Below are 24609 nucleotides of genomic sequence, written 5' to 3'. Positions count from 1 at the left end.
CTAGCCGCTTATTTAACGCTGGCTTCAGCCGGTGGCTCCAGGCTTCATCCTCAGCTTATTCCCTACAATGGACATCGTTGCTTCTGTCCTCATTAGATGTAGAATTTCACTTCGAGGATGAAGATAATTCCATTGCTGCGCGCTGGGGAAATGCTCCACGCAACTTTTTTGGGCCTCTCCGCGTCTCATAGAGTAAGGCTTCGCGTAACAGACACCTCTTGTAATAGCACATATTGTTGCGGCATCCCTTACAAACTGTTACAATTTATGCAAACCCTCATTTTATGGGACGGGCTTTTTGGCCTGCATGAAATGGGACCATCATAAGGAATCAATGAATCGATTTCATCATTTAACCCTTTGGCATTTAATGAAGTTGATTCTATCACTTGTTTTGCACGAAAGGGGTTAACCATGCTAGGACTTGTCAAAAAGATTTTCGGCGACACCAACGAGCGTGATGTCAAACGTCTCATGAAGACGGTCGATGTAATCAACAAAATGGAACCGGATTTTGAGAAGCTCTCCGATGAGCAGCTGCAAGCCAAAACCGAGGAGTTCCGTGCGCGGATCGAGAAAGGTGAGACGCTGGAGGAATTGCTTCCCGAAGCGTTCGCGACAGTTCGTGAAGCTTCCAGACGGACACTCGGCAAGCGTCACTATGACGTGCAGTTGATCGGGGGAATGGCCCTCCACGAAGGCAGAATTGCAGAGATGAAGACCGGTGAAGGTAAAACCCTTGTAGGTACGCTGCCGGTTTACTTAAATGCCCTGCTTGGCAAAGGGGTTCACGTTGTAACGGTCAATGATTATCTGGCACAGCGTGACAGCCAAGAGATGGCGCAGATATATAACTTCCTGGGAATGACGGTCGGGGTTAACCTGAGCGGTATGGAGCACCCGGATAAACAGCAGGCCTATGCTTGCGATATTACGTATGGAACGAACAATGAGTTCGGCTTTGACTATCTGCGGGACAACATGGTCCTCTACAAAGAGCAGATGGTTCAGCGTCCGCTTTATTTCTGTATCATTGATGAAGTGGATTCGATTCTGGTTGACGAAGCGCGTACACCGCTCATCATCTCGGGACAAGCTCAGAAATCGACCGAGCTGTATTTTGCAGCCGACCGGTTCGTGAAGCGTCTGACGGCAGAAGAGGATTATACGGTAGACATTAAGGTCAAATCCGTAGCCTTGACGGAGAAAGGCGTGGCGCTGGCGGAGCGTTCCTTCGGGATCGAAAACCTGTATGACCACAATCATGTAACATTAAACCACCACATTGTACAAGCGCTGAAAGCGAACGTGATCATGCGCCGCGATGTGGATTATGTTGTTACCGACGATGAAGTGGTCATCGTTGACGAATTTACGGGTCGTCTGATGGCTGGACGCCGCTACAGCGACGGTCTCCACCAGGCGATCGAAGCGAAGGAAGGCATTGAGGTTCAGAACGAGAGCATGACTCTCGCGACGATTACCTTCCAGAACTACTTCCGGATGTATCGCAAGCTGGCGGGCATGACCGGTACGGCGAAGACGGAGGAAGAAGAATTCAAGAAGATCTATGGTCTTGAAGTGCTTCAAATTCCTACGAACAAACCGAATCAGCGTGTCGACATGCCGGATGTGGTTTACAAGAGCGAAGATGGCAAGTTTAAGGCAGTAGTAGCCGAGATCGTGGAACGCCATAAGAAGAACCAGCCGATTCTGGTGGGTACGGTTTCCATCGAGAACTCCGAGCGTTTGTCTGAAATGCTGAAACGCAAAGGCGTCCAGCATAAAGTACTGAATGCGAAATACCATGCGGAGGAAGCGGAAATCATCTCGCGCGCCGGACAGCCGGGATCGGTAACGATCGCGACGAACATGGCGGGACGCGGTACGGATATTTTGCTTGGCGAAGGCGTACAGGATATTGGCGGACTTCACATTATCGGTACGGAGCGTCACGAATCGCGCCGGATCGATAACCAGCTGCGCGGCCGTGCCGGTCGTCAGGGTGACCCGGGGTCTACCCAGTTCTACCTGTCCCTCGGCGATGAGCTGATGAAGCGTTTTGGTACGGACAACGTGCTGAACATGATGGAACGTCTTGGTTTTGAAGAAGACCAGCCGATCGAGAGTAAAATGATTACCCGTGCGGTTGAATCCGCGCAGAAGCGGGTAGAAGGCAACAACTTCGACATGCGTAAAGTCGTTCTCCAATACGATGACGTCATGAACCAGCAGCGCGAAATCATCTACAAGCAGCGCCGCGAGATCTTGGAATCCCAAGACATCAAGCAAATCGTGGTAGAGATGATCAAGCCGGTCATTGACCGCGTCGTGCAGGCGCACTGCAGCGATGACATTCCGGAGAACTGGGAACTGCAGGAAGTGGCAGACTACGTGAACAGCAAGCTGCTGGACGAGGGTGCCGTCACCCGCGAGGATCTGTGGGGCAAAGAAGCCGAAGAGCTTACTGAGTATCTCTTCGATCGCGTGATGAAGAAATATGAAGAGCGCGAGCAAGCCATCGGCGAGGAAATGGTACGCGAGTTCGAGAAGGTTATCGTGCTGCGCGCGGTAGACAGCAAGTGGATGGATCACATCGATGCGATGGACCAGCTGCGTCAAGGTATCCACCTCCGTGCATACGGCGGTACCGATCCGCTTCGCGAATACCAGTTCGAAGGCTTCGAAATGTTTAATGCGATGATCGCTACGATCCAGGAAGAAGTGGCGACGTACATCATGAAGGCTCAAATCGCAACGAACCAGGAGCGTCAAGCGGTTGTGGACGAGAACAAAGTCTCCACGAACAGCAGCAGCGAACCTGCCGAGAAGCGACCGGTCCAGGTGGCTGAACAGATCGGCCGGAACGATCCATGCCCTTGCGGCAGCGGCAAGAAGTACAAGCATTGCCATGGACAGAACGCGTAAGCGATCCGACCCAAAGGCGATGAATCGAATAGAATAGCCCGTCCAGGTGATGGGCGCGGATTTTTCTGGCTCCCTTAAGAGCGGCAGATGAACCGGGTGATGGTGGTCTTTTCCACGGTGATCCGAATACCCCTGCTGCGCTTAAGGGAGTTTATCTGAATAAACAGCGAAATTCCTGGTACAGCAACGTAAAATTCTCTTGAAATGGAACGTTTTCCATGGAGGAGAGGGTATACTGAAATTATTACGTGTAGATAAGAAAGGACGAGGACTCATGATCGATCCAAGTGTGAAGCAGGACCTGCGTGAAATCAGCAAGAAACTAACCAATCTTAGGGGGTCTCTTTGACTTAGATCTCAAACAGGAAATGATTGAGAATTTTGAGGAGAAGATGGCGGCTCCGGATTTCTGGGACGATAATGAGAAGGCTCAGGCGCTAATCGCCGAAATGAATTCCGTGAAGTCATCCGTGGATCAATATCAGAAGCTGCAGGCGGATTACGATGATGCCGTCGTGATGATTGAGCTGGCGGATGAAGAGGGCGATGACTCCCTTGCGGGAGAGATCGGTGAGACGATTAAGGACCTGGTTGGGCGTGTGGAGGAATTTGAGCTTCAGCTGCTGCTGAACCAGCCTTACGATAAAATGAATGCGATTCTTGAGCTGCATCCCGGCGCGGGTGGTACCGAGTCGCAAGACTGGGGCCAAATGCTGCACCGCATGTACACGCGATGGGCCGAGAAGCGCGGCTTCAAGGTGGAGACGCTGGATTATCTCCCTGGCGATGAAGCGGGAATCAAAAGCGTAACCCTGTTGATCAAAGGCTTTAATGCCTACGGATACTTGAAGGCGGAAAAAGGGGTTCATCGACTGGTTCGGATCTCTCCGTTCGATTCTTCGGGCAGACGGCATACGTCCTTCGTGTCCTGTGACGTCGTTCCTGAGATTAACGATGAGGTTGAACTGGACATCCGCACGGAGGACCTGAAGATTGATACTTACCGTGCGAGCGGTGCCGGCGGTCAGCATATCAATACGACGGACTCGGCCGTACGGATCACTCACCTGCCAACGGGTGTGGTCGTAACCTGTCAGAATGAACGGTCCCAGATCAAGAACCGTGAGCGTGCAATGACCATGCTTCGTTCCAAGCTCTATGAGCGCAAGATCGAAGAGCAGCAGAAGGAATTGGCGGAAATCCGCGGCGAGCAGTCCGACATCGCATGGGGCAGCCAGATTCGTTCGTATGTTTTCCATCCGTACAGCATGGTTAAAGACCATCGTACACAGGTGGAGACCGGTAATATTGGAGCCGTCATGGACGGGGATCTGGATGGATTTATCGACGGGTACTTGCGCAGCCAGATCAAGCAAGAAGTCGAGTAAGGACGTTGAGGAGAGATTTATAGAACTATGGCGCAATCCGCTGGCAATCCATCGATCAACAAACGAAAAAGAGAACCCTTGATTCCGATCAACGGTCCGCTTCGGCAGACGGTGGACGCAATCTTTATTATCGTCGGCTCCTTTATTATGGCGCTGTCGTTCAATCTGTTTTTCCTGCCCAATCACATCGCCTCGGGCGGCGTGTCGGGTTTGTCCGTTCTTGCGCAAGCGTGGCTCGGCATTGAACCGGCCTTTACGCAGTGGGCGCTGAACATTCCGTTGTTCGTGCTTGGCTTTTGGCTGCTTGGGCGCGACTACGGCATCCGCTCCCTGCTGGGAAGCGTGATTTTGCCGCTGTTCGTCTTTTTGACCAAGGACTGGCCGATTCCAACCTCTAACCCGCTTCTGGCTTCCATCTATGGCGGTATCGGCGTCGGTATCGGCATGGGGCTGGTCTATCGGGGCAGGGGGTCAACCGGCGGGTTGACCATCGTGGCGCAGCTCCTGCAAAAATACAGCGGTCTGAGCTTTTCCGTCTGCGTCGTACTGCTGGATGCGATCGTAATCTCTTCGGCAGCCCTCGTATTGTCGCTGGAGCAGGCGCTATACGCGCTGATTGGATTGTACGTAACAGGCAAGGTGATTGATGCCATTGAGCTGGGCTTTAGCTTTACCAAGGTGGCCTACATTATATCCGATCATACGGAGCCGATTACCAAGGCCATTCTCGAGGACCTTGACCGCGGTTTAACCAAGCTTACCGCAGAGGGAGGCTATACGGGCGAACACCGGACGGTCCTGATGGTTGTCGTCGGACAGAGCGAAATTCCCCGTCTCAAAACGGTGGTCCAATCGGTGGATCCGAATGCCTTCGTCATCATTAGCAATGCCCATGAGGTATTGGGCGAAGGATTCCGCAATATTAAGGCGTAGTCTCGCGGCTCGTCAGCATACTCTCTATAAAAAAGAAGTAACCCATTCGTCAGACGGCGTAGTCTGAACATGGGTTACTTCTTTTTTTATGTAATGGGATCGTTACCGACTGATCTGAACCAGCGTAATCTTTGCCTTGGCGGTGTCCGCCATGAAGGAGATGCGGGTCTTGCCGAAAGTGTAGACCATCTCGTACGCCTCTTCCATGTCGTTATAATACATTTCGTAGGCGCTGCCTAAATGCTTTTTGACGTCTGCAAAGGTTTGGTTCGGCAAGCCTTCTTTACCTATTAACAAACACCACATGCCGTTAGAGCCTGTATAAGGGTTTTCGAAATTAAATCCGGCATACGAAATATTTTTGAATTTCCAAAACTCGCCGCCGTAGTGGTAGAATGAACTCACAGGTTTTCCCAATTTGGAGGCGATCTGATTTTGGGTCATGCCGAATTGGACGCCGCCAAAGCCTGGAATGACTCCCTTTTTCAAATAAGCCGCCGTGTTTTTATTGAGGATTAACATTGGCGCAGGTTTGGTTTTGGCTTGGGTGGTTGAAGCGGCAGCGAAACTGGGATGAGGAGCCTGCCACGTTAGGCACATCAGCAAGAGAAGACATAATAGGCCCGTCGTTCTTTTGAATATCATGGTTTTACCTCCAGGAATCTAAGTTGTAGGAACATATTTCCTAAAGAGGATTATATCAAAGCATAGTTTAGGTCGATAGCCATATTTATTAGGTTAAAAGTAATAGGGAGCGTGAAGTCTTAGTTTATAGAACAAGTAAGGGGGACTTACGAATGGAAATCGAACAGATCTACGGCAGTTTGCCGGTGCTGGAAACCGACCGCTTGCGCCTTCGCAGAGTATCGATGCAGGATGCCGATCAGATGTATGCCTATGCCTCAGATGACGAGGTGGCGAAATACGTCACTTGGGAGACCCATCGCTCGATCGATGACAGCAAGCGGTTTATTCAATTCATACTGGCTCAGTATGCCAAGCATGATATTGCCCCGTGGGGGATCGAGCTGAAGGAGAGCGGGCGACTGGTCGGGACGGTTGATTTTGTATGGTGGAAGCCCGAGCAGCAGGCCGCGGAGATCGGTTATGTGCTGGCACGGGATTGTTGGGGGCAAGGCATCATGACCGAGGCGGCCTCTGCGCTGCTCAAGCTTGGTTTCGGACGTATGGAGCTTGTACGCGTGCAGGCTCGATGTTTGGTGGAGAATATCGGCTCTCAGCGCGTAATGGAGAAGATCGGCATGTCCTATGAGGGGACGGTGAGGAAGGGGATCAAGGTTAAGGGACAGCATTGGGACCTCAAGCTCTATTCCATTCTGAAAGAAGAATTCGATCCATCTCGATAGACATTGCCTCGGAGCTCGTTAGCAGTTTGGACCAAATTTGAATAATCCATTGTATTTATATGAATACGGTCGTATAATAATACATATTTATGAGACGGATAAAGTCAATGAATACCTTGGAAGCACATATCGCTTTTGACGCAGGAAACGGATGAGCATGGGAATAGAGATGAAGGATGGATGAATGGGACCTTTGCATAAGGTCCTTCAGCTGTTCCTTGGGGAGAGGGATGAGGATATGACGGACACAAATACAGTAAGAGTTGCTATTGTTGGATCTACCGGCTACGGTGGCGTGGAACTGATCCGCTTGCTGCAAGCGCACCCGCGCGTTGAGATTACATCGGTAATCTCTTCATCGACGGCAGGCGTACCGATATCGGACGGATTTCCGCATTTGACCAATATCATCACACGCAACCTGGATGGCGTAAACCCGGCGGAAATCGCCGAGGTGGCCGACTTGGTATTTGCGGCTACGCCTTCGGGCGTCAGTGCCAAGCTGGTACCGGAGCTGCTGGATGCAGGCTTGAAGGTCATTGATCTCTCGGGCGATTTTCGCTTGAAAGATGGAGCCGTATATGAACAGTGGTATAAACACACGGCTCCGAGCGCGGAGCTGTTGGAAAAGGCCGTATACGGCCTTTGCGAAGTGTTTGGCGAAGAGGTCCGCGATGTGGATTTCATCTCCAATCCGGGCTGTTATCCGACCGCGACGCTGCTGGGCCTGATTCCGGCCATCAGCGCGGGCTGGATCGATGCTTCATCCCTTATAATCGACGCCAAATCCGGCGTGTCCGGTGCAGGACGGGGAACGAGCCTGATGACGCATTATGCCGAAATCAACGAGAACTTCAAAGCCTACAAGGTGAATAAGCATCAGCATATTCCCGAGGTCGAGCAGGTATTGACGCAGGTAGCGGGCGAACCGATCACGGTCACCTTTACGACGCATCTGGTACCGATGACGAGGGGGATCATGAGCACCATGTATGCTACGCTGAACGGTCCTTACACGGAAGAGGATTTCATTGAACTGTACCGCCAGTATTTCAAGGATCGTAAATTTGTGAGAATCCGCGACCTGGGCGTATGGCCTGCAACAAAAGAAGTCAGCGGGTCGAACTTCTGCGATATCGGATTTGCGGTGGATGCGCGTACGAACAGAGTGACCATTATATCGGTCATTGATAATGTGGTGAAGGGTGCGGCCGGGCAGGCGATCCAGAACCTGAATTTGATGATGGGATGGGAGGAGAGCCTCGGACTTTCGTTTACGCCGATTTATCCGTAAGCGGCTGGGGGATACAGACATGGGAGAGAATACGTTTGCGATTATCGATGGGGGCAGCATCGTAACGCCGCAAGGCTTCAAGGCTGCCGGGCTCCACTGTGGACTTAAGAAGACCGACCGTAACGACCTGGGCGTCATTGTATGCGATGTACCTGCCGTGGCGGCTGCCGTCTATACGACGAACCTGTTCCAAGCGGCACCGCTGAAGGTAACACGTGAAAGCTTGGAGGACGGTAAACTTCGCGCGATTGTCGTGAACAGCGGGAATGCCAATGCCTGCACGGGCAAGCAGGGCGAAGAGGATGCTTACACCATGCGCGCCGATACGGCTGCGCAATTCGGCCTGGACGTGAACGATGTGGCCGTTGCTTCGACGGGTGTCATCGGGGAGCTGCTGAAGATGGACCGAGTATCCTCCGGTATTGCAGGCTTGCCTGCACGGCTCAGCGGCGAAAGCGAAGGGGCTGAAAGCTTCAGCCAAGCGATTTTGACAACCGATCTGGTAAAAAAGGAAGCCTGCGTTACCGTACAGGTTAACGGCACGAAGGTAACCATCGCCGGCACGGCGAAGGGATCGGGGATGATTCATCCGAACATGGCGACCATGCTCGGATTCATGACGACGGATGCGGTCATTGGTCAGGAAGCGCTGCAGCTGCTGCTGCGCCAAACGACCAACCTGACCTTTAATATGATTACGGTGGACGGCGATACAAGCACCAACGATATGCTGGTTGCGATGGCCAGCGGCCTGGCGGGGCATGACGTGTTAACGCCGGAGCATCCGGATTGGGATGCATTCGCAGCCGGCTTCCACTATGTGTGCCAGCAGCTGGCGAAGGCGATCGCACGTGACGGAGAGGGAGCTTCCCGCTTGATCGAGGTTCGCGTGGACGGCGCCGAAAGCGATGATGACGCGCAAGCGATCGCCAAGACGATCATCGGCTCCAGCCTGGTCAAATCGGCGGTGTTCGGTGCGGATGCCAACTGGGGACGGATCATTGCCGCTGTGGGCCGCGCAGGCCGTCCGGTCAATCCGGAGACGGTGGATATTGCCATTGGTCCGATTTCGGTGCTGGAGCAGTCAAGGCCCGTTGCTTTTGACGAAGATGCGGCGCTGGCTTACCTTCAAGGCGACACCGTGGATATCGACGTGAAGCTGCATATCGGCAGCGGGTCGGCTACGGCTTGGGGCTGTGATTTAACCTATGACTATGTCCGCATTAATGCGGCTTATCGTACTTAGATAACTAAAAAATCAGGACGGAGGAGATGGATATGAAGAGCACGATCGATCAAGAGAATTCGCAGCCGGTTCAAACCTCAAGCGCGGATACGTTTGTGATGAAATGCGGCGGTAGTACGCTCGCTGCGCTTCCTGACAGCTTCTTCGAGGATTTAAAGAATCTGCAGCAAAAGGGGGTTAACCCCGTTATCGTGCACGGCGGCGGTCCCGCAATTTCCGGCAACCTGGAGAAACTCGGCATCGAGACCGAGTTTGTGAACGGGCTGCGCAAGACGACGGAGGATGTGCTGGACGTCGTGGAGATGGTGCTCGCGGGCACCATCAATAAACAGATTGTACGACGGATTCAAAGCGTGGGCGGCTCTGCCATCGGCTTGTCCGGTTCGGACGGCGGGCTGATCGAGGCCAAACCGGTGACGAACCATGCGGAGGTTGGCTGGGTTGGCGATGTTACGCTTGTGAAGTCATCGATCCTGAGCGGCGTGCTGGAGATGGGGTACATGCCGGTGGTTGCGCCGATCGGCGTGGATCCATCCGGTCAGCGCTATAACATCAATGCCGATACGGCGGCTGGTGCCGTGGCTTCTCATCTGGGCGTTAACCGGATGATCGTTGTCACCGACGTGCCGGGGATCATGAAGGGATCGGGCGGCGAGAAGCGGGTGCTTCCGACCGTGACGGTGCAGGAGATCGAGGATATGATCGGAACGGGCGAAATCTATGGCGGCATGATACCGAAGGTAAGAGCAGCCATTAGCTGCATTCACGGCAAAGTGAGCGAGGTCGTCATCGTGGACGGAAGCGAGCCGAACGTGCTGAGCCGAGTCCTTGGAGGCGAAGTACTGGGTACGCGTATCGTCCGGATGTAATCAGGCACGGTTTGATATTCAAACCGGAACTATAAAAAACTTCAACGGAGAAGGCGGAATCATTCCGGAGAAGCGAAGCGGGCCCCTTTGTCCACGGAATTTATCCTTGTTTACATGATTCCAAAAATCTGTGGGCAACAGGGATCGGAGGAATGATCCGAATTCGCAGTGCTGGTTAAGCTTAATGGATGTTCATATCGTAGGATGGTTCAAACGTGAAACACGAAGCAATGCCAAATGCAAAGGAGTGTGTGAAGGCTATGGGAAAAGAAGCAGCAGGCGGCATCAAAGCCGCTAATGAAAGCTCGTTGTTCCAAACGTACGCTAGATACCCAATCGCCCTGGTCAAAGGGGAAGGCAGCTGGCTATGGGATGATCAAGGCAACAAGTATCTTGATTTTATGGCCGGTCTGGCGGTAACGAATCTCGGCCATGCCCCGGTAAAAGTGAAAGAAAAGCTGAAGGCCCAGCTGGATGAATTGTGGCACGTCTCGAACCTGTTCTACATTCCGGGCCAGGAAAAAGCAGCCGAGCTGCTGACAGCCAACACCTGCGCGGATGCGGTCTTCTTCTGCAACAGCGGGGCCGAAGCGAACGAAGCGGCCATTAAGCTGGCACGCCGCTATCATCAGAAGGTGAAGGGAACGGGACGCTACGAAGTCATTACGTTTACCCAGTCCTTCCATGGTCGGACGCTGGCTACGCTGACGGCCACCGGCCAGGATAAGGTGAAGGAAGGCTTCCTTCCGCTTCCTGCAGGCTTCAAAAGCGTTCCCCTGCATGACCTTCCGGCGCTGGAAGCAGCCATTAACGACAATACCGCAGCCATCATGATCGAGATGGTGCAGGCGGAGGGCGGCGTGCATCCGGTGGAACCGGAATTCCTTCAAGCCGTCACCGCGCTGTGCAAGAAGCACGGACTGCTGCTGATCGTGGATGAGGTGCAAACGGGCATGGGCCGGACCGGCAAGCTGTTTGCGCACGAGCATTACGGCATTGAGCCGGACATTTTCACCGTGGCCAAAGGGCTCGGCTCCGGGTTCCCGGTCGGCGCGATGCTGGGCAAAGCTTACTTGCGCGAAGCCTTCACGGCAGGAAGCCATGCTACGACGTTTGGCGGCACGCCGATTGCCAGCGCCGTCATCCAGGCCACCATCGAGACGATGCTGGAGGACAACGTGCCGCAGCGCGCGGCCGAAGCCGGAGAATATTTGATGACGAAGCTGAATGAGAGCCTGGGAAATCATCCTTTTGTGAAGGCGATCCGGGGGAAAGGCCTGCTGATCGGCATCGAATGCGTCGAACCGGTTGGCGAGCTGGTGCTGAAAGGACAGAGCCGCGGGCTGCTCTTCGTAACGGCAGGACCAAACGTGATCCGGCTGCTTCCGAATCTGTACGTCACTAAAGAAGAGATCGACCAGGCAGTATCGATCGTTACGGAACTTATACATGAGCATACGGCGGTTAGCCAAGCATAAAAGATTCGTGCAGCAGCATTATGGACAATAACAGCATGGTTAAGGAGGACTGAAGAATATGGCCGCTAGCGGACAATTGAAGGAATTAAGCCTGAAAGGGCGGGATATGATCGAGCTGGACGAATACTCGACGGAAGAGATTCAGTTCTTGCTCGATTCGGCAATCGAGATCAAGCGCAAGCAGAAGAACGGGGAAGTCTATCAGCCGCTGAAAGGCAAGACGATCGGCTTGATTTTTGAGAAGTCGTCCACGCGGACGCGGGTGTCGTTCGAGGCTGGGATGTTCCAGTTGGGCGGACATGCACTCTTTTTGAGCAAAAACGATATTCAGCTTGGACGCGGCGAGCCGATCAGCGATACGGCGCAGGTGATGTCCCGTTATCTGGACGGCCTGATGATCCGTACCTTCGGGCACGACAACGTGGTCAACCTGGCGAAATATGCTTCGATTCCGGTCATCAACGGCCTGAGCGACATGGCGCATCCATGTCAGGTGCTGGCTGATTTGCAGACGGTGCTGGAGCACAAGGGCAAGCTGAAAGGCCTCAAAATGGCCTTTATCGGCGATGGCAACAACATGGCGCATTCGCTCCTGATCGGCGGTGCCAAGATGGGCATGCATGTGGCCGTAGCCAGTCCAAAGGGCTATGAGGCGGATGCCAGCATCGTGAAGCTGAGCGAGGAAATCGCGGCGCAAACGGGCGGCAAAATCACGATCACCCAAGATCCGCTCGAAGCCGCGAAGGATGCGGACGTGATCTACACGGATGTATGGGCAAGCATGGGCTTTGAAGAGGAGCAGGCACAGCGGGAAGCCGCGTTTGCGGACTACCAGGTAAACGAAGAGCTGGTGAAAGCGGCGAAGCCGGATTATTTGTTCCTGCATTGCCTCCCGGCCCACCGCGGCGAAGAGGTCAGCGAAGGCGTGATCGACGGTGCCAATTCCGTCATTTTCGATCAGGCCGAGAACCGTCTCCATGCCCAGAAGGCCTTGATGGTTGCTTTGATGGCATAGAGCCGCCGATGACCAGCGAACATTCTCTATGAAAATGCGTCAATGGACGTTTTCTTTAGTATAATGAAGGACAGGGTTGTTAGTAACAAAGAGAGGGAGTTTAACCATGGCAAAACAAAAAATCGTACTGGCGTATTCCGGCGGTTTGGATACGTCTGTCATTCTGAAGTGGCTGAAAGAAACCTACGATGCGGAGATCATTGCCTTCACGGCCGATATCGGCCAAAAGGAAGAGCTGGACGGACTTGAGGAAAAAGCGCTGGCGACCGGCGCCTCCAAAGTATACATCGACGATCTGCGCGACGAATTTGCGAATGATTTCATCTTCCCGATGTTCCAGGCGGGTGCCATGTACGAAGGGCAGTACCTGCTCGGCACCAGCATCGCGCGTCCGTTGATCGCGAAACGCATGGTGGATATCGCACGTGCCGAAGGCGCGACGGCGATTGCGCACGGCGCTACGGGTAAAGGGAACGACCAGGTTCGTTTTGAGCTGGGCGTAGCCGGCTTGGCACCGGACATTGAAGTGATCGCGCCTTGGCGCATCGAGGAGTTCCGTAACTCCTTCCCGGGACGCGCGGAGATGATCGCTTACGCGGAAGCGCACGGCATTCCGGTAACGGCATCCGCTGCCAAATCCTACTCCATGGACCGCAACCTGCTCCATATCAGTTACGAGAGCGGCGTGCTGGAGGATCCTTGGTTTGATGCAAGCGCGGAGGACAGCAAGGATATGTACCTGCTCAGCGTATCGCCTGAGGATGCGCCGGATGAGGCGGAATACCTCGAGCTTACGTTCGAGCAAGGGAATGTCGTTGCGCTGAACGGCGAATCGATGAGCCCGCTGCAAGTGATGGAGAAGCTGAACGAGCTGGGCGGCAAGCACGGCATCGGTCGCGTGGATATGGTGGAGAACCGTTTTGTCGGCATGAAGAGCCGCGGCGTCTATGAGACACCGGGCGGCACGATCCTGTTCACCGCTCATCGCAAAATGGAGTCCATTACGATGGACCGTGAAGTGATGAACCTGCGCGACAGCCTGATTACCCGCTACAGCACCTTGGTTTATAACGGCTTCTGGTTTGCGCCGGAGCGTCTGGCATTGCAGGCGCTGGTGACCGAGAGCCAGAGGAACGTTACGGGTACGGTGCGCGTGAAGCTGTACAAAGGCAATGTGATCGGCGCAGGCGTGAAGAGTCCGGTAAGCCTGTACAACCCGGACATCGCCACGATGGAAGCCGATCCAACGCAAGCTTACGATCAAGGCGACGCTACCGGCTTTATCCGCTTGAACGCATTGCGTTTGAAAGTGGCAACCGGCGTGAATCAGAATCAATAAGTTAACAATAATGAACAGGCTGAAGGCCGTTTTCATGCTGGAGAGCTCCGTCGATTCTCGTTGAACGGGACGAACGGAACCTCTTAAGCGGGAAGCGGCCCTCTGCCTTAAATCAGAGAGGGGCAAGTGTTGTGAGCAAGTTATGGGGCGGACGCTTTACGAAGCAGACCAACGCATTGGTAGAGGAATATACGGCATCCATCGGTTTTGACAAGCAGCTGGCCGAGGAGGACATCCAGGGAAGCCTTGCGCATGTGTCCATGCTGGGCAAATGCGGCATCGTGCCGGCGGAGGACGTGGAGACGATCAAAGCCGGCTTGAACAAGGTGCTGGAGCGCATCCGTGAGGGCAGCATCGAGTTCTCCGTATCGGATGAGGATATCCATATGAACATCGAAAAGAATCTGATCGAGGAAATCGGACCTGTCGGCGGCAAGCTCCACACGGGCCGCAGCCGTAACGACCAGGTGGCAACGGACATGCACTTGTATTTGCGCAACCGCGTCGTGGCTTTGACCGGCATGCTGCACGAGCTGCAGACCGCGTTGATTGGGCAAGCCAAGGATAACCTGGATACGATTATTCCAGGGTATACGCATCTGCAGCGTGCGCAGCCGATTCTGTTCGCGCATCATCTGATGGCTTACGTGTCCATGTTCCAGCGGGATATCGACCGTCTGATCGACAGCTATAAGCGCATTAACGTGCTGCCGCTCGGGGCAGGCGCGCTTGCGGGCACAACGTTCCCGATCGACCGCCATTTCGTGGCCGAGCAGCTCGGTTTCGACGGCGTTTACGAGAACAGCCTGGATGCGGTCAGCGACCGCGACTTTATCCTGGAATTCCTCTCGGATGCTTCCATCATCATGATGCACTTGTCCCGCCTGAGCGAGGAGCTGGTGCTTTGGAGCAGCACCGAGTTCAACTTCGTCGAGCTGGATGATGCGTTCTGCACGGGCAGCAGCATTATGCCGCAGAAGAAGAACCCGGACGTGCCCGAGCTTGTCCGCGGCAAAACCGGGCGGGTATACGGCAACCTGATGGGTCTGCTCACCGTGCTGAAGTCGCTGCCGCTTGCTTATAATAAGGACATGCAGGAAGACAAAGAGGGCATGTTCGACACGGTGGCTACGCTGGAAGGCGCATTGCAGCTGTTCGCGCCGATGATTGCCACGATGAAGGTCAACAAAGGCCGCATGCGCGAAGCGGTGAACACCGACTTCTCGAATGCAACGGACATTGCGGACTTCCTGGTCGGCAAAGGTCTTCCGTTCCGCCAGGCGCACGAAGTGATCGGCAAGACCGTATTGTACTGCATTCAGAACAACAAATACCTGCTGGACCTGACGCTGGATGAATTCAAACAGTTCTCCGAGCTGTTCGACGACTCCATCTATGGCGTGCTTCAACCCGAGACGGTGGTCAATGCGCGTAACGTTTACGGCGGCACGGCAACCGAGCAGGTGAAAGCGGCGATCGACCGCAGCGTGCAGACCCTCCAGGTCACGGAAGAATGGCTGGGTCTCCGCCAGGGGAATGTAGAGTAAGGATACAGAAAACCTGACGTAGCAAAAATAAAGGTGGACCGGCAAATGTTACATTTGCTGATCCACCTTTTGTTGTGTAACGATGAGATCCGTTGAATGAGGGATTGCCTAAAATCCTCTCACGAAGAGAAGTACACCCAGTACATCCCATGGAACCGGGAATGTGCCGCCGGCACGTTCATGGCGTGCATATTATGGGTTCATCAGGCTTTCAACGGAAGCCATTTCAGAACATCCTGGATGTGGGTATCCCAATATCCCCAATCATGACCGCCCGGCCCTTCCTGATACGTGAGATCCAGGGAGGTTGCTTCGCAGGCTTTGCGGAACGCTTGATTGTCTTGGTAGAGGAAGTCTTCCGTTCCGCAGCATTGATACAGCAGCGGTTTCGGTCCCTCCGAGCGGTCCACTTCCTGAAGCAGCCACAACAGGTCATTGTCGGTGCCGGTAATGTCCCGATCTCCGTAGACTAAACGATGCTCAAACAAAGCCTCGTTCCTATTAATATGACCCGCCATGTCGAGCGCGCCCGACAGGCTGGCAGCAGCGGCGAAGGATTCGGGACAGCGAAGGGCAAGCTTGAACGCCCCGTAGCCGCCCATGGACAACCCGGCGACGAAGTTATCTTCCCTCGCGTGGGATAACGGGAAGAAGGAACGGGCGATGGCCGGCAGCTCCTGGCTGATAAAGGTCCAGTATTTGCCGCCGTATTCCATGTCGGTATAGAAGCTGCGATGCACTTGCGGCATAACGACGGCAATGCCCATCTCGGCCACGTAGCGTTCGATGGAGGTTCTGCGCAGCCAGATGGAATCGTCGTCGGACAGGCCGTGCAGGAGGAAGAGCGTCGGATGCAGACCGCTTTTGGCATGATTCGTCATGCCGATTTGTGAAGAGGTTTGCTGAGGGAGAATGACGGTCATGGACGTGCTGAGACCGAGCACCTCCGAGTAAAAGTGACATTGCATAAGAGCCATGGATTATGTATCCCCTTTCATTTTTGGAAATGAGAGATCAAAATGACGAGCCTATTAGGATCATATCACAATCGATCTCCCTTGCTCCAAGTAAATCTAAGTCATCGTCTGCGGCGGGCGAGAATGGATTTAAAGTCTGCTGCGTTCGGAAGCTTCGCCATTCTCCAGGAGCATAAAGGCGGTCAGCGACCGAATTGAATCGGATGGAATGAATCGTGCATAAAACGCCTCGGTCTTCAGACCGAGGCGAGGTTCAGCCATCGGGCTGTTCTATGATGCGCTGCGTTGTGTTATCTTAGAGGGAGATTATGGCTCCATCTGGTGGAGGATTCAATAGCATTGATTTAGAAGTTCAGCGAATGTCCAGTTAAGATATAGCATGATGATCCTATTTGTGAATCTGGAGGAGTATGCTCATGATACCACATGACGATAAACTGTCCGATCTGAAGATTACGGGAACCGGCAGCTCAAGCGGCGGCCAATACGGCAAGGTGCGAATCGATGGTGCCGGTCAGGTGAATGGAGATCTGGACTGCCGGGAATTAACAGGCAACGGAACGATGAGTTTGAACGGCGACGTAGCTGCCGACAAGATTCGCGTGAACGGTTCGGGAACCGTTAAGGGGACGGTGGACGCGGAGGAGCTGCATGTAGCCGGCAGCCTGAGCGTGAAGAGAGGCGTGCGCAGCCGGTCCATTTTTATCGGGGGGCATTGCAGCATTCACGGTGATTCCGAATCGAAGAGGCTTGATGTAACCGGAAACCTGAGAAGCCATGGTGACGTGCGGAGTGAAACTGCCACGTTTCATGGGGGCTTCAAGATCGATGGCCGCCTGCATGTAGGAACAGCTGATATTCGGCTGTTGGGCCGCTGCCTTGCGCAGGAAATCGTCGGAGACCGGATCACGATCCGCAAAAAAGGAAAGCGTCTCTGGGAGATGCTGTCCCTGCCATTACGGGGAACGCGGCTGGAGGCACGCATTATTGAGGGCGATGTCCTGGATCTAGAGTATGTCGAAGCCGATATCGTTCGCGGCAACCGGGTGATTCTCGGCCCAGGTTGCGAGATTCGGCAAGTGGAATACCGGGATGAATTGACGCAGCACCCGGAAGCCCAGGTTAGAGCATCCCGGTGGTTTTAAGGGCGACATCGGGTCAAGCATCCGGGCATAGGCCGAATAGATGGCAAGGAGGCAGCGATATGGTGCATAACGGAACAGTCGTAGAAAGACCCGGTGTTTCCATAACGGGTGACGGTGTCGTTGGCGGCGGTATTATCGGCAAGCTTCGGATAAACGGTGAAGGCGTCATTCATGGCGACACGGATTGCCATCTGCTACGCTGCAACGGGAGCGCGGTCATAAACGGAAGCCTGCTCGGAAGGCAGGCTAGAGTGAACGGCCATGTGAAGGTGTCTCATCATGTCCAGATGGAGCAAGTCCGGGTGAATGGAAGCTTGGATGCCGGCGGAAGCGTTAGGATCAGCCGCATCGGAATCAATGGCGGCTTGAGCACGGGAGCCGATCTGTTTGCGGTCAAAGGCGTCGTGAATGGTACCTTGGATGTTGGCGGCAACCTGGAAGCCGAAGAGATGACGGTCCGCGGCATACTACGCGTGAGCGGGTCCGTGATAGCTCGGGAATTGACGCTGAGGCTCGTTACGCAAGCCTCGCGCGTCAACGAACTCCGAAGCCGCACGGTCTTCGTAGCACCAACGTTGCTGGCCAAATGGTTCCGTTCCTCCCGGATCGGATATCTGAACGCCGAGCTGATTGAAGGCGAGGATATCACGCTGGAGAATACGAGAGCGGCCATGGTCAGGGGCAGGAAAGTCCATATCGGAAAGGGCTGCTCGATCGGCCGGGTGGAATATACAGAGACGTTCAGCGCAGATGCCCAGGCAGAAATCGGAAGCTATTATAAAATCGATGCACGGCATTAAAATAACGGCAAGGAAAACAGCCCGTATTCGCGATTCGATTCGCGAATACGGGCTGTTTCGTGTCAGCTTCGATTTACGGAGCGCTGATACCGTCCTCGACGACTTCCTCTTTGGGCATTTCATTCGCATCCGGCAGCGGGACCTCGTTGGTCGGATTGATGGCAACGATGCTGTTCTGGGGACGGTAGGTATCCTTGGATATTTTCACGTTCTCCACGACCTTCCCGTTCACTTTCTTGGTTCGATAGGTTTCTACCACATAACCTGGTTTTCCGTTCTGAACCACCTGCTTCAATCCCGGCGGCAGCGAGTTGTTGTGGATGACCTTTTCCGGGGACGGCAAGGTTTCGATCGTGGTGGATACCAGCTCGTATTCCGTATTCTCCGGGAAGGTGCCGAACATCTTCAGCGTTAAATTGCCGTGCGATACCTCGGACAGGATAAGCAGATGCTTGCCCGTATTGTTTCGGAAGCGAAAGTTGATCGCCCCTTCGGCAAAGGTGGCGTCCTGCCCCTTGGGCAAATAGCTGACCGGAAGGGAATGATTCCGCCTTTCGGTGATCTCGAGCCCCATCAGCAGGGCGGCATGATACACCGTGCTGGATACCTGGCAGATCCCGCCCCCGATACCAGGCACCAGCTTGCCGTTCACGATGACGGGAGCCTCTTTGAAACCGTACTCCTTCTTCGCAACATCTATGATATGAGCATAATTGAACTCATCGCCGGGCTTCAGAATCATGCCGTCCACGGCTTTGGCGGCAGCGGTCACGTTATGTACGCGTCCGGGCCCGCTGGATCCGAGACCGGTGGAGAATTCAATGATTTTTCGCTCAATGCCCTCGTCCTGCAGCGACTTTACGGTAACGGGAGGCTTTTGGCGGATAAGAGGCAGCTGCACCGCAATAGCTTCTTCAGGATTCGGTTCCATGAAGTGGGACTCGTTCGGAAGCGCGGCGCTGAACCCTTCATAGAACGCAGCCCAATCGATGCGGTAAGCGGTTTTCTCCGGGGTATACCGGACCACATCGTCATCGGAAATGCTTCGTACCGCATTGACAGGCTCTCCAAAGCGTTCTTTTTGCCAGTCTTCGTTTAACCGCTCTTTCAATACGTCGCGATCCCACTCCGTGGATATATGCCATTCCAGCTGAAACTGCCGCCGGTAAAGAACCTGTTCCCATAGCGATCCTTCGGACAGCTTGGCGATGGCTTCCTTGAATTCGGCTGCGCTGAACCGAACGCCGGCTTCTTGGAGACTGAAGCTTTCCGTGTGCCCTTTCAGGGCCTCCGACTCCAGCGTCACCTTGATGCTTGTGATGGCTTGAAGCCGCTGTTCCAGCTCGGACAAAACCTCGTCGGCGGGCTGCCCCCCTACCTGCCAGCCGGAGAGAACCATTCCCTTCGGCAGCTCCTTTTGGTTCGCGTACATCGTCAATAAACCGAAACCGACGGAGAGGAGAAGAGCGAAACTGATGACAATGATGAGACCGAGATGAATTTTTTTCATTCGAAACCACCTTCTTAACTTCGTATTGGCCGCAGTTCATGCACTTGTTCATGTATATGTCACGGTGGGCTTAAACTTTCGGGTACTCAAAAGGTAACAAATTTGTTACAATAGACGATGTCGTGAGGATTTTTCTTGGATTTTAAAGGAATTCGATGGAAACTGTCGAAAGTATAATGGCTAATTATGGATTGGGAAGTGATGAAGTGATCGAAATGCAGGACGTATGGAAGACTTATCCGAGCGGCGCCCATGCGCTTCAAGGAGTTTCTGTTACCATTAACCGCAATGAATTCGTGTATGTTGTCGGACCGTCGGGTGCCGGCAAATCGACATTCATGAAACTTATCTATAGAGAAGAAGTGCCGACCAAAGGCCAAATTTCCGTTAACGGATTTAATATCGGGAAGCTGAAGCAGCGCAAAATCCCCTATGTTCGCCGAAATATCGGGGTTATTTTTCAGGACTATCGCCTGCTTCCCAAACTGACTGCTTACGAAAATGTAGCTTTTGCCATGGAGGTTATCGAAGCGCCGCAGCGTCTCATCAAGAGACGGGTTATGGAGGTGCTGGATCTGGTTGGCCTGAAAGCCAAGGCGAACCGCGAGCCATCCCAGCTCTCCGGCGGAGAGCAGCAGCGGATCGCCATCGCCAGGGCGATCGTGAACAACCCGTCCGTCATTATTGCGGACGAGCCTACGGGCAACCTGGACCCCGAAACCTCATGGGGCATCATGCAGCTGCTGGACGAAATCAATTTCAGGGGAACCACCATCGTGATGGCTACCCACAACAGGGATATCGTGAACACGATGCGTAAGCGCGTACTTGCGATTGAGCACGGACAGATCGTCCGCGACCAGCAGAGAGGAGAGTACGGGTATGAATTTTAGAACCTTCTTGCGGCACTTGCGGGAAGGGGCGAAGAGCGTTTTCCGGAATGGATGGATGTCGGTCGCATCGATTACGTCCATCGTGGTGTCATTATTTATACTGGGCGTTTTCATGCTGTTAGTCATGAATGTGAACGCATTAGCCGATAAAGCAGATAGCAATGTGCAAATCAATACGTACTTGAATCTCAATGTGGACGAGAAACTGCGCGAAACCGTCAAAGGCGAGATCGAGGCTATGCCGGAAGTCAGCGCCATCAAATTCGTGTCCAAGGAAGAGGGCATGAAGGAGCTTGAAGAAAGCCTCGGCTCCGAATGGGTGGAAGGCTTCAGCGAAGCGGACCAGAATCCGCTACCGGACGCATTTGAGGTTTCCGTCATCGAACCGACCACGGTCGGCTTTGTTGCCGACAAGATTACCGCGCTGAACGAGAAGTATGTGGAAGAGCCGATCCTGCGCGTCAAGTACGGGGAGGGCACGGTAGAAACCTTGTTCAAGATTACGAAAACGGTGCGGAATATCGGCTTTATTTTCGTTGCGGGACTCGGCTTGATGTCCATGTTTCTGATTTCGAACACCATTCGGGTAACGATTTTGGCCCGTCGCCGCGAGATCGGCATCATGAAGCTTGTCGGCGCGACCAACAACTTCATTCGCTGGCCGTTCTTCGTGGAAGGAGCCATGATCGGCCTCCTGGGCTCGATCATTACGGTTACGCTGCTGTTTATAGGCTACAATCGCCTGTACGCCGCGTCGCAAACGGATTTGACGCTGGCGCAGAGCCTGATTCCATTGGGAGATCTGTGGCTGCTGCTCGGGACCATCATCGTGGCCCTTGGCATTGTCATTGGCATTTGGGGCAGCACCATGTCGATACGTAAATTTTTGAAAGTATAAAACAAGGTAAAGGATGGGGAGCGAAACTTGAAGAAAATCGCCGCAGGAGTAGCAGCCTTATTACTGGCCACTGTTATGATCCAACCGACCGTCGGACAAGCCGAGAAGAAGACCGCAGCCGATGTAGACAAAGAGCTAAGGGTGCTTCAGGAGCAGGTCAAGAAAGCGCGTGCGCAGAAGAGCAAGGCAGCGGAAAATAAACAAGAAGCCCAGCATTATAAGAATAAAACGACGAAGAACCTGAAACTTGTGATGGAGCAAATCAGTATCGTCAGCAATGAATTGACCAAGATTTCCGTCAAGATCGAGGAGACGGAGGATTTGCTGAGAACAACGACCAAGGAGCTTGAAGCGGCGGAGGAGCGCATCGCATCCCGAGAGAAGCTGTTGGAATCCCGGATTCGCCTCATCTATATGGATGGGCAAGTATCGTATCTGGATGTGCTGCTCTCCGCAACCAGCTTCAGCGATTTTATTGAGCGTGCCGATTCCTTGAAGACCATCGTCGACCAGGACCAGGATTTGCTGGTGCAGCATAAGCAGGACAAGCTGCTGGTTATCGACAAGAAGAAAGAGCTTGAGGGGCAATATGCGACCGCCAAGGACCTGTACGGCCAGATGGAGGACCGCAAGAGCATCCTCAACGAGAAGGAACAGGAGAAGCGCGTTCTGCTGGCCCAGTACGATCAAGATATCGAGGATGCGGACATCCTGACCGAAGAGCAGGATAAAATGCTGGTTGCCCTGGCAAGCAAGCGTTCGGACCTGCAGAAGGAAAAGAATAAGCTTGCTGCCGAAGAAGCGGCCCGTAAAGCGGCGGCGGCCAAAGCGGCTGCGGCGAAGAGAGCGAAGGCGACAACCCTCGGCGGCAGCAAAGGCGGCGGCGGGTATACCGGCAACGGCGGACCGTTTGCGATACCGGTCTCCGGGGCCAGACTCTCCTCCGGTTACGGACCGCGCGTCCATCCGGTAACGGGCGAGGTTGGCAAGATGCACACGGGTCAGGATTTCGCCGTTCCGCAAGGGACCGAGATCCGCGCAGCCGAGAGCGGCACGGTCATCTTGGCCGAGTGGTGGAGCGGTTACGGAAACTGTGTTATTGTTGATCATGGGGGCGGCGTATGGACCTTGTATGGGCATATCCGCAACGGCGGCATTAAAGTCAGCGAAGGCGACAAGGTGTCCAGAGGGCAGAAGATTGCCGAAGTAGGCTCCACGGGTCAGAGCACGGGACCGCATCTTCATTTTGAGGTTCGGGTCAACGGATCGCCAGTGAATCCATCGCCTTATCTGTAACAGAAATGATGACGCAAGCCATATAACCTTCAATACCGCTGTATAAATATTCCCGGCAAGCCAATCATATACTAGGTGGACGGGATTCCCCTGTGTGTAGCAGTTGAAACGTACAAAGGCGGTGAAGTACTTGCTGAAAAAACGAACGGCTGTCTTTCTGGTCATCGCTGCCATGCTGTGCGGCGGACTGTTAACGATGGCTTTGACCCAGCTGCCTGCTCCTAGTCAGACCGGAGACGGCGGCGAGGGATTGCTGGCCAGCATCGCGAACAGGAATGGACTGGAGCAGTCCGAAGCGAAGAAACTGGGGACAGCGATTGACCTCATCGAAAGCAATTATTACAAGGATATCGATCGGTCGAAGCTGATCGACGGCGCTATCAACGGGATGATGGAAGCGCTGGAAGATCCGTATTCCAACTATATGGGCAAAGAAACGGCGGCCCAGTTTGAAGAAAGCATTGAGGGCTCTTTCACGGGGATTGGCGCGGAAGTGTCCTCCGTTGACGGCAGCGTCGTCGTTGTATCCCCGATCAAGGGATCGCCTGCGGATAAAGCCGGCATTCGGGCCAAGGATACCATCCTTTCCGTCAATGGCGAATCCTTGCAGGGCCTTGAGCTGAATGCGGCCGTTAACAAGATTCGCGGTCCGAAGGGCTCCAAGGCCGTCCTTCAGATCAAGCGGGCAGGATCCGAGCAGCCGATCGAGTATGTTATCGTTCGGGATGACGTCGATCTGGAAACCGTGTCGGCACGGATGGAGAAGGGCGGAATCGGCGTGATCGAGATTTCCCAATTCTCGCTGAATACGGGCGAACGCTTTAAGGAAGAGCTCAAGAAGCTGGAAAGCCAAGGCATGAAGGGACTGCTGATCGACGTCCGGAACAATCCCGGCGGCGTGCTGTCCGTTGTCATCGACATCGCAGAGCAGTTCGTGCCTAAAGGCGAGCTGATCGTTCAGGTCGAAGACAAGGATAAGAAGCGGGAGAAGCATCCTTCGGGTGGCGTGGCCAAATCGTACCCGATTACGGTGCTGATGAACAAGGGCAGCGCCAGCGCTTCCGAGATTTTGGCAGGCGCATTGCAGCAGTCCGCCGGAGCTACCCTGATGGGCGAGCACTCCTTCGGAAAAGGGACCGTGCAAACGAGCTTTGACAAGCAGTTTGGCGACGGAAGCCTGCTCAAGGTGACCATTGCGAAATGGCTGACGCCAAACGGCACCTGGATCCATGAGAAGGGAATCGAGCCGGATATTAAGGTGTCGCAGCCTGAATACTTTACCGTTGCGCCGATCGATAAGAAGAAAACCTATGCGTACGACACGAACAGCACCGATGTGAAGAACGCGCAGATTATGCTTGAAGCGGTTGGTTACGCGGCAGGACGCACGGACGGTTACTTCGACCGGAATACGGAGAAGGCGGTCAAGAGCTTCCAGAGCAAGCACAAGCTGAAAGCGGACGGCATCATTAACAGCGCTACAGCCGAGGCATTGGAAGCGGCATTGATCGAGAAGATTCAGGATCCGAAAGAGGATAACCAAATGAATCGCGGAATTGCCGAGGTTCGGAAGGAAATCGCCGCTAAGGCGTCGAACAAGTAAGAAGGCTGAACGTTAGCCTTCTTTTTCTTTGGAGATATCAGAAAGCGTAAACTTCGAAGCATCTTGGAACCGAAAGGAGCGTG

General features: G+C 53.9%; 20 protein-coding genes. 17 read left to right on the top strand and 3 right to left on the bottom strand.

Features of this window, described 5'->3' with window-relative positions:
• Positions 1–414 precede the first annotated feature (414 nt).
• The 3 genes from secA to HMPREF9412_RS23225 all read left to right on the top strand — a co-directional run bounded on the left by secA (position 415) and on the right by HMPREF9412_RS23225 (position 5249).
• Positions 415–2928 (top strand): preprotein translocase subunit SecA, encoded by a 2514-nt coding sequence (gene secA / locus HMPREF9412_RS23235; RefSeq protein ID WP_009594271.1) that lies wholly within the window; start codon positions 415–417, stop codon positions 2926–2928.
• A gap of 274 nt (positions 2929–3202) precedes the next feature.
• Positions 3203–4316, top strand: a protein-coding gene (prfB, locus tag HMPREF9412_RS23230) for a peptide chain release factor 2 (protein WP_139084064.1) whose coding sequence is annotated in 2 segments (ribosomal slippage) — positions 3203–3274 and positions 3276–4316 — 1113 coding nt in all. Because the reading frame shifts where the segments join, the coding sequence is not laid out codon by codon here.
• A gap of 27 nt (positions 4317–4343) precedes the next feature.
• On the top strand, positions 4344–5249 hold the full coding sequence (locus HMPREF9412_RS23225) for a YitT family protein (RefSeq protein WP_009594247.1): 906 nt from the start codon (positions 4344–4346) through the stop codon (positions 5247–5249).
• Positions 5250–5351: 102 nt separating this feature from the next.
• Here HMPREF9412_RS23225 and HMPREF9412_RS23220 read toward each other — a convergent pair whose 3' ends face one another.
• Positions 5352–5894, bottom strand: a complete 543-nt coding sequence (locus tag HMPREF9412_RS23220) for a hypothetical protein (RefSeq protein ID WP_009594218.1) — start codon at positions 5892–5894, stop codon at positions 5352–5354.
• A gap of 152 nt (positions 5895–6046) precedes the next feature.
• Here HMPREF9412_RS23220 and HMPREF9412_RS23215 point away from each other — a divergent pair, with 152 nt between their 5' ends.
• The 8 genes from HMPREF9412_RS23215 (at position 6047) to argH (ending at position 15404) form a co-directional block, all read left to right on the top strand.
• Positions 6047–6616, top strand: a complete 570-nt coding sequence (locus tag HMPREF9412_RS23215; protein ID WP_009594244.1) for a GNAT family N-acetyltransferase — start codon at positions 6047–6049, stop codon at positions 6614–6616.
• Positions 6617–6854: 238 nt separating this feature from the next.
• Positions 6855–7910: an N-acetyl-gamma-glutamyl-phosphate reductase gene (argC, locus tag HMPREF9412_RS23210; RefSeq protein ID WP_036673269.1), complete on the top strand. Its 1056-nt coding sequence runs from the start codon at positions 6855–6857 to the stop codon at positions 7908–7910.
• A 19-nt stretch (positions 7911–7929) separates the two neighbouring features.
• Positions 7930–9156 carry a bifunctional glutamate N-acetyltransferase/amino-acid acetyltransferase ArgJ gene (argJ, locus tag HMPREF9412_RS23205; protein ID WP_009594216.1) on the top strand — a complete coding sequence of 409 codons (1227 nt, stop codon included), beginning with the start codon at positions 7930–7932 and terminating at the stop codon, positions 9154–9156.
• Positions 9157–9188: 32 nt separating this feature from the next.
• Positions 9189–10025, top strand: coding sequence for an acetylglutamate kinase (gene argB, locus HMPREF9412_RS23200; RefSeq protein ID WP_009594268.1), 837 nt, complete (start codon positions 9189–9191; stop codon positions 10023–10025).
• Positions 10026–10285: 260 nt separating this feature from the next.
• Entirely contained in the window at positions 10286–11503 is a 1218-nt protein-coding gene (locus HMPREF9412_RS23195; protein ID WP_009594252.1) for an acetylornithine transaminase, read from the top strand.
• Positions 11504–11561: 58 nt separating this feature from the next.
• A complete protein-coding gene (gene argF, locus HMPREF9412_RS23190) occupies positions 11562–12518 on the top strand; it encodes an ornithine carbamoyltransferase (protein WP_009594235.1) in 957 nt (318 codons plus the stop codon).
• Positions 12519–12624: 106 nt separating this feature from the next.
• Positions 12625–13857 carry an argininosuccinate synthase gene (locus tag HMPREF9412_RS23185; RefSeq protein WP_009594207.1) on the top strand — a complete coding sequence of 411 codons (1233 nt, stop codon included), beginning with the start codon at positions 12625–12627 and terminating at the stop codon, positions 13855–13857.
• Between the two features lie 131 nt (positions 13858–13988).
• Positions 13989–15404, top strand: a complete 1416-nt coding sequence (gene argH / locus HMPREF9412_RS23180) for an argininosuccinate lyase (protein WP_009594251.1) — start codon at positions 13989–13991, stop codon at positions 15402–15404.
• A 203-nt stretch (positions 15405–15607) separates the two neighbouring features.
• Here argH and HMPREF9412_RS23175 read toward each other — a convergent pair whose 3' ends face one another.
• Positions 15608–16381 (bottom strand): alpha/beta hydrolase, encoded by a 774-nt coding sequence (locus tag HMPREF9412_RS23175; RefSeq protein ID WP_009594263.1) that lies wholly within the window; start codon positions 16379–16381, stop codon positions 15608–15610.
• A 416-nt stretch (positions 16382–16797) separates the two neighbouring features.
• Here HMPREF9412_RS23175 and HMPREF9412_RS23170 point away from each other — a divergent pair, with 416 nt between their 5' ends.
• Together HMPREF9412_RS23170 and HMPREF9412_RS23165 are read left to right on the top strand one after the other, a co-directional pair.
• The gene (locus tag HMPREF9412_RS23170; RefSeq protein WP_009594270.1) at positions 16798–17526 is read left to right on the top strand and encodes a polymer-forming cytoskeletal protein; all 729 of its coding nucleotides are present in this window, start codon (positions 16798–16800) and stop codon (positions 17524–17526) included.
• 59 nt (positions 17527–17585) lie between these two features.
• On the top strand, positions 17586–18326 hold the full coding sequence (locus HMPREF9412_RS23165) for a hypothetical protein (protein ID WP_009594273.1): 741 nt from the start codon (positions 17586–17588) through the stop codon (positions 18324–18326).
• Between the two features lie 73 nt (positions 18327–18399).
• Here HMPREF9412_RS23165 and HMPREF9412_RS23160 read toward each other — a convergent pair whose 3' ends face one another.
• On the bottom strand, positions 18400–19836 hold the full coding sequence (locus HMPREF9412_RS23160; protein WP_009594227.1) for a VanW family protein: 1437 nt from the start codon (positions 19834–19836) through the stop codon (positions 18400–18402).
• Between the two features lie 206 nt (positions 19837–20042).
• On the opposite strand from HMPREF9412_RS23160, the gene ftsE reads away from it, so the two are divergent.
• From ftsE to HMPREF9412_RS23140, 4 genes are all read left to right on the top strand, one after another.
• Complete coding sequence (gene ftsE / locus HMPREF9412_RS23155) at positions 20043–20729, top strand: cell division ATP-binding protein FtsE (protein WP_015737694.1); 687 nt, start codon at positions 20043–20045, stop codon at positions 20727–20729.
• Complete coding sequence (ftsX, locus tag HMPREF9412_RS23150) at positions 20719–21627, top strand: permease-like cell division protein FtsX (protein ID WP_009594209.1); 909 nt, start codon at positions 20719–20721, stop codon at positions 21625–21627. The genes ftsE and ftsX overlap by 11 nt, the downstream gene beginning before the upstream one ends.
• Before the next feature lie 27 nt (positions 21628–21654).
• Positions 21655–22923, top strand: coding sequence for a murein hydrolase activator EnvC family protein (locus HMPREF9412_RS23145; RefSeq protein WP_009594217.1), 1269 nt, complete (start codon positions 21655–21657; stop codon positions 22921–22923).
• Positions 22924–23053: 130 nt separating this feature from the next.
• Positions 23054–24526, top strand: coding sequence for a S41 family peptidase (locus HMPREF9412_RS23140; protein ID WP_009594249.1), 1473 nt, complete (start codon positions 23054–23056; stop codon positions 24524–24526).
• Positions 24527–24609 lie beyond the last annotated feature (83 nt).

This window comes from Paenibacillus sp. HGF5, from assembly GCF_000204455.1.
GTDB lineage: Bacteria > Bacillota > Bacilli > Paenibacillales > Paenibacillaceae > Paenibacillus_AQ > Paenibacillus_AQ lautus_A.
This window is presented reverse-complemented; position numbering and strand designations above follow the sequence as displayed.